Genomic DNA, 6,482 nt, shown 5'->3' with positions numbered 1-6,482 from the left:
TAGGATATTGGCCAAATTATCCGCCAGCGACCTGCGGAAATTGCAGTTTGCAAATCTTGATGCGGCAAGCGACGAAGCGCAGTCGCTGTTGCAATCGGGATACGATCGCTGTGGCAATTGGTCATTGGCACAGATTTGTCGCCATCTGCGGCTGGTCCAAGATCCCAGCATCGATGGCTATCCACGGTGGATGTCACTGTTTGCGTTCTTGCGGCCGGTCATGCGACGCACGCTATTGCCTCGATTGATGCAGGGCAATTCGCCGATCGGAATTCCCACTTCGCCTATCTTCGTGCCGCCCGCAGAACTAGACGATGCCGACGAGGTGTTATTGTTTCACCGCAGCGTGGCGAGATTCAAGTCTCACGATGGCAACTACGCAGCCCATCCAGGGTTTGGTCGCATGGATCGCGACGCACTTGAAACGCTCCATGCGACGCACGCTGCCCACCATCTGCGTTTCTTAAAGCCGCACCCACCATCGTAGCGGACGAGGCAACGAGTCCCTCACAGCAAACCGTAGTGGACGAGGCAACCAGTCCATCGCCAGCTGAAGCCCACAAAGGACTCCTACCCACCTCACCGCTTACTGCTCGTTCATCAAATGCCGTTTGGCAAACTTGATGTACTGGGTCCAGTCAAACTCGGTTACCGAGTGTCCGCCCGAGCGGATGTGGTAACCAATGCTACCTTGGCTCGGTTCATCCACCGCCGGCATTTCATCGGCTGGCAGCCCTTCGAGGCCGAGAAGTTGGTAAACCGGCGTGGCGTGTTTCGCGGCAAGGAATTCGCCTCGTGGATCAGCCCAGGTGTCCTCCACCGCACTCGCGACGTACACCGGACGCGGCGCCATCAGCGCGATCAGCATGTGTTGGTCAAAGGGCAGTTGCGACTCGTTGTCGTTGTATTTGAGAAAGTTGTCGCAGAACCAATGTGGGAATGAGGTATTGATACGCGCCACCGATTCACCGATCCGGCGGCGTGAGATCGCGGCGCCACCACAGCCCGAATTGTTCGAGATCACTAGCGCAAAACGCTCGTCATTCGCGCCGGCCCACAGCGACGTCTTACCCAAACGCGAGTGTCCCATCACGGCCACGCGGGTCTCGTCGATCTCGGGGACCGTGCCAAGGAAATCGAGCACGCGGCTCAGCCCCCATGCCCAGGTCGCGATCGATCCCCATTGGTCCGCAGCGGGTTTGTCGGGAAACGCGGCATGGACGCCATTTTCAAAGCCATCGTCCACGTCGGGATCGACATCACCGTAATAAAGCGTCACCAGGGCAAAGCCGTTGTCGATAATTTTTTCGACCGCCCAACGTGATGCGGCGCTGCCACGATCTTCCTCGCGAGCTCGGTTCTCTGGTTTGCTGCGAACCCAGTTCTTCGTTAATGGAATATCAGCATCATCCAGCACGGTGTGATTGCCATGAAAGTTATAGGCCAAGAAAGCAGGTGCATTCGCTGAGTCGGCAGGCATCAGCACCAATAAGTTCAGATCACGGCCGGCAAGCGTGATGACTGGTTGCCACATCGTCGCCTTGCCGCCGAGCACTTGTTTACGCGTTCCGGCATCCTTCACTGAGATAGCATTGAATTTGTCGGTCGGGACTTTGCCAAACATCTCCGCTGCGAACTGTTCAAGGATCTGTTTGCGGCGAGCAGGCCACTGCGCCGCCGACTCAATTCCGGCCAGCGGATCAGGCAGCTTATAAGCGGGGATTTTCGACTCGTCGTAATTCGGTTTAGCGTCTTGTGCGTTCGCGAAAGAGACGATGCTTATCGCGAGAGCGACAATCAGACTGCTGAGAATTCGCATATTGTTTCTACTTGTCTTTCAAAAGTGGTGTGGGTTCTTGATCGTAGAGCAGGTAGCCAGGAGTATTCCAGCAACTGACCCGTGATGCGTGAGGGTGTGTCCGGCTCAGGAAACTTTGTTATTCACGGCGCCCGCGTAGGCTTCATCATCCTAACCCGACGCGTAAGTTTTGAAGTTGCGCGTTTAGACGTTCTCCGGGCCAAAGGCCCAGCAATTTGCCTAGCCTGGCCCAACGGGCCAGGTTTTAGATGCAAAGAAACCTAAGGGCCAAAGGCCCGGCCATTTGCTAGCCGCCCTCATTAAGTCCCTGTAAACGGCCGGGCCGTTGGCCCTACAATTCATTGGTTTTCTTGGTCCCAGCCCGTTGGGCTGGGCTAGGTAAACGTCCGGGGCTTTGCCCCTAAATACAAAATCGCAACTTCAAAACTCACGCTTCGGGTTAGTTTTTTTAAGCCGGACGCTCTCTAAGACGCCTGATTTCTCCCCATTATTCATGCCTGGCTACTTAAGTGTTCGTGGCCCCGAAGAATCAAGGCGAAAGTTTAATCGAAACTCGCCTCGTTCTCTTGGTGGATCAAAGTAGTTTCCAAAAACCGATAGGCAGCTTCTCGCATCTCGTCTGGGAAGTCGTGATCACAATCAGGGTGACGTACCTGCAGCTGATCGGCTTTCCCGAACAGTTGATAGACGGGACGAGCCGCTGCGGCGATTCGATCGACGCTGTCGGCACGGAAATTACTGTCGTCGGTGGGAGCGATAATCAGCACCGCTCGCGGGGCGATCGCCGCAATCATCTCATGGAAGTCAAATGGAATTTCTTCGAGTCGTCCTCGGTAGTCTCGCAATCGCGGCATGTAACGTGTTTGCGTCCATCCCTGCTCTGGCAACCATTTCGCCGGGTCACCCTCAAAGTAATCGACGTAGGAATCGAGTCCACAGCTGGAAACGACTGCCTTGATCCGTGGATCAAACACCGCCGTGTAGACCGCATTGTGTCCGCCGAGCGAATGGCCGATCGCACCGATCGGTTGGTCATCGACAAAAGGAAGTGATTGCAGCAGGTCAATCCCGCGGAGATTATCCCACACCGCCTTGAGCGTTCCACTTTGCCAACCACCAGCCTGCAAGTCGGGTTGGTAATTGGCTAACAGTGGATAGCTGGGCGACAGCGTGACGAAGCCGCGTTCGGCAAGTTCGATGGCATACTGACGGTTCGCTTTTCCACCGAGTCCCACGACGACGCCATAGCCAATCTGGGCGTCGGTCGGGTGTAAACAGAGCACCGCCGGTCCCTTCGTGTCACCATGCAACAACGTTTTGGGAATACATAGATAGGCGGGCGTCTCGCAGTGTGGTTCGCTTTGGTAAGTGATTTGGCGTCGCAGATACGACCCACAATCGACTTCCTCGATGACCCGGTATGACGGAGCTTCGCGTGGTGCATCTTCGACGGGCAGCGTCCCCATCACGCTTTGCATCGCCGCGATGATTTCATCTCGCCGCCGCTGCCACTGGGCGTCTGACTTGACCGGTCGAACGGTTCCGTTGTCATCGTGGTACTGTAGCAGTACATCGCGTGGCAGCGATCGGCGGGCCGCGTCGACTTCAGCGGCATCGTGGTCCGTCGCGATCGCGACACTGGCAAACATCAGCAGAGCACCGCCAACGCAGTAGTTCACTCGTTTCATGGGTCGCTAGCTCATTCAATACAAGTCATTTGCACCGATCCTTTGCAGCATCCGTGTCTGTGGAGACTCATCGTAGTCGATCTCGACAATTGGATGTTGGACAAGAGTCAGTCGGAGCGTGAGTCTCACTCTTCGGATGTTTCAAACATCGCAGTAAATCGTCTTTGCATCTCTTCGCTAGAAACCTGTTCGATCGCCGAACCGAGTAACCACTCATGACCAAACGGGTCGAGTACTTTAGCTGCTCGTTCGCCGTAAAACTGGTCTTTCGGTGCCATGACAAGTTTTGCGCCGGCATCGACAGCACGCTGAGTCATCGCGTCGACATCCGCGACGTGCAAATGGATCGAGGCCCCGGATCCGCCAAACGCCTCGGGGCTTTGGATGCCGTATTCAGGATACTCGTCTGATATCATCACGGTGTAAGAACCAAATTTTAGTTGAGCATGTCCAATGCGTCCGCTCGGCTCGGCGAGCCGAAATTCTTCGGTTGCACCAAAGACGCTTTGGTAGAATTCGATGGCCGCGTTGGCGTTTCGCACTCGCAGATACGGGAAAACGTCGATGATTTTATTGGTGCTCATGAATGGACTCGCGATTGGGGAAGGAACTCCACTGCGATGGTCACAGCAAGGTATAGTGGAACCTGTCCCTGTCTGCCGAGCAAGCGAGAAAGCGAAATCGTGTATTCTATAGACCGCCGCGTCGCGACCGGCACGCGTCCATTGGTGACCGCACTTCGCTTCTGGTGCTTACCCCCAACCGTCAAAAATGAAAACGAGAATCCTTGCTGCTCCAATGAACGTGGGAGCAATGAATGTCGTGAATCGCTCCGCGATCCACTGTTCCGATCGCAGAGCGATCAGCGACTCTCCGCCAATTTCGGTCCGACGTTACTCGAGGCATTGCCGGCGATTTGCTTAATGACCGCTCGATGGGGCATTGCTGCATTGGTGCTGTTTGGAATGACGATGCAAGTGAGCCACTGCGTTGCCGCAGAACCGTTGACAGTCGCGTTCGATTTTGAAGGCGCGTCGGTTGGCGATGTTGAGATCGACGAAGCGACGCGGAGCATCAGCTTTATGCCCGGTGGCGATCCCGAGCGGGGGTGGCCTTGTTGGTGGTACTTTCGCGTCGATGGAATCCAGCCGAGCGAGACGATCACGCTGCGACTGCATGGATCAACCGCTACGGTTGGGAAACAGAAGCCCTTGTCGGCTTCGTGGGCGATGCCCGCTCGCGCGACTTACTCGATCGATGGTGAAACTTGGCTGCACACGGACGAGGGGCAACGCGATGGCCAGCGGATGATCTACACGCTAACGCCCGACGCCGCGTCGGTTTATCTTGCTTGGGGGCCGCCCTACACTCCGGAAACGGCGGAAGCATTCGTGCATGCGATGGCCGCGAAATCATCGTATGCCGAAGCCACCGAACTATGTCGTTCGCGAGAGGGTCGGCCGGTGCCGATGTTGTATGTGCGAGAGGGAGAGCTCGAAACGAAAAAGCGATTTGGGGTTTGGGTCCAGGCTCGCCAGCATGCTTGGGAAAGTGGTTCGAGTTGGGTGGCACAGGGCTTTGGCGAATGGTTGGTCAGCGATGACGCGAATGCGGTTTGGTTGCGGCAGCACGCTGAAATTTTCCTGATCCCGATCATGGATGTGGACAATACCGCGACCGGCAATGGCGGCAAGGATGCGGTGCCCCATGACCATAATCGCGACTGGTCTCCACAACCTCATTGGAACGAGATTATGGCGGCGCAGCGAAAGATCGGCGATCTTGTCGGGGAAGATCGCATGGATGTGTTCTTGGATCTCCACAATCCTGGTCCCGGCGACGCGAGTTTCTTTTATGTGCTGCCGCGGGACATGCTATCCGAGCCGATGCTTAGCCTGCGTGATCGCTTCATCGATTTGACTTATGCAAGAATCAGCAAGATGAAACCGTTGATCCCGATGAGCAACAAGCCGAAGGTGACGGGGGCGAATTATCATCCGCTCTGGCGTCAAATTAGTTCTAACTGGGTTAGCATGAATGGAAATCCGCATACGGTCAGTTTGTGTTTAGAGACGGTCTGGAATTCTCCTAACAGCACCACCGTCGGGTACCGAGCGGTCGGGGCAAACTTGGCTGCCGCCGTCCAAGATTATCTCGCCGAGCGTCCCGCGAAATAGTAAGCCGGAGAATTTGTGAATGCATCGTGATCTCGATCCTAGCGACACCGCACAAACGCCTCGGTTTGATGCCACCGCGATCACGCGGCCTGACGATTCGTTGCTGGTTTACTATTTCATCATTTCGGTGCTGACCACCATCGGGTTTCCGATTGTGTTTCTGCCTCTGTTTATCCGCTTCAAAACGCTGCAGTATCGCTTTGACGAGCAAGGGGTCTCGATGTGCTGGGGCTACTTCTTTCGGCGTGAGGTCTATCTTACCTACGCTCGGCTGCAAGATATTCATGTCACTCGCAACATTATCGAGCGTTGGATGGGGCTGGCCAAATTGCCAATCCAAACCGCATCGGGCGCTTCAGGAGCCACGATGAAAATCGAAGGCATTCGGGACCCTGAACCGCTACGAGATTTTCTGTATCTAAAAATGCGTGACGTGAATGATGAGATCGATTTGGAAGCTGGTCCGGACAGCGCAAGCACCGAGTTGCTGCGAGAGATTCGTGACGAGTTGAGAACGTTACGCAGCCAGCGTGAGGCGAATCGATGAGTCATGTTGTCGAGAAGTCGGCCGAGTGGGTTTATCGTGGCATTTGGCGAATCTTGGTCGAGTGGTTTCGTGTTCCCGACAAGCCGCCGATGTTGCCAAGTGCAATGCAGGGCGAACTGCGGGTGTTTCATCCGTCGCGTCGTTTTTTGACGTATTTGAAGGTGGTTTTTTGGTTGGCGCTGGTGCTGATCGACGCTGTGATTCTGGCCGGATGGATGGTGCTCTATTGGCAATCTGCATTTTGGGCTTGG

7 protein-coding genes are annotated in these 6,482 nt (G+C 55.4%); 4 read left to right on the top strand and 3 right to left on the bottom strand.

Features of this window, described 5'->3' with window-relative positions:
* The first annotated feature begins 7 nt into the window (after positions 1–7).
* Complete coding sequence (locus ABX749_RS00180) at positions 8–487, top strand: DUF1569 domain-containing protein (RefSeq protein WP_372894241.1); 480 nt, start codon at positions 8–10, stop codon at positions 485–487.
* Positions 488–586: 99 nt separating this feature from the next.
* On the opposite strand, the gene ABX749_RS00175 is transcribed toward ABX749_RS00180, so the two are convergent.
* The 3 genes from ABX749_RS00175 to ABX749_RS00165 form a co-directional block, all read right to left on the bottom strand.
* The gene (locus ABX749_RS00175) at positions 587–1,819 is read right to left on the bottom strand and encodes an acetylxylan esterase (protein ID WP_372894240.1); all 1,233 of its coding nucleotides are present in this window, start codon (positions 1,817–1,819) and stop codon (positions 587–589) included.
* 542 nt (positions 1,820–2,361) lie between these two features.
* The gene (locus ABX749_RS00170) at positions 2,362–3,507 is read right to left on the bottom strand and encodes an alpha/beta hydrolase family protein (protein WP_372894239.1); all 1,146 of its coding nucleotides are present in this window, start codon (positions 3,505–3,507) and stop codon (positions 2,362–2,364) included.
* A 125-nt stretch (positions 3,508–3,632) separates the two neighbouring features.
* Positions 3,633–4,091 (bottom strand): VOC family protein, encoded by a 459-nt coding sequence (locus tag ABX749_RS00165; protein WP_372894238.1) that lies wholly within the window; start codon positions 4,089–4,091, stop codon positions 3,633–3,635.
* A gap of 339 nt (positions 4,092–4,430) precedes the next feature.
* On the opposite strand from ABX749_RS00165, the gene ABX749_RS00160 reads away from it, so the two are divergent.
* The 3 genes from ABX749_RS00160 to ABX749_RS00150 all read left to right on the top strand — a co-directional run.
* Entirely contained in the window at positions 4,431–5,684 is a 1,254-nt protein-coding gene (locus tag ABX749_RS00160) for a M14-type cytosolic carboxypeptidase (protein ID WP_372894237.1), read from the top strand.
* Positions 5,685–5,703: 19 nt separating this feature from the next.
* A complete protein-coding gene (locus ABX749_RS00155) occupies positions 5,704–6,231 on the top strand; it encodes a PH domain-containing protein (RefSeq protein ID WP_372894236.1) in 528 nt (175 codons plus the stop codon).
* On the top strand, positions 6,228–6,482 hold a 255-nt coding region (locus ABX749_RS00150; protein ID WP_372894235.1), incomplete at its 3' end, for a hypothetical protein. The genes ABX749_RS00155 and ABX749_RS00150, both read left to right, overlap by 4 nt.

Source organism: Stieleria sp. (genome assembly GCF_041595215.1).
In the GTDB taxonomy this organism is placed as follows: domain Bacteria; phylum Planctomycetota; class Planctomycetia; order Pirellulales; family Pirellulaceae; genus Stieleria; species Stieleria magnilauensis.
Note: the sequence above shows the minus strand (reverse complement) of the source record. Positions and strands in the feature narration are given on the sequence as shown.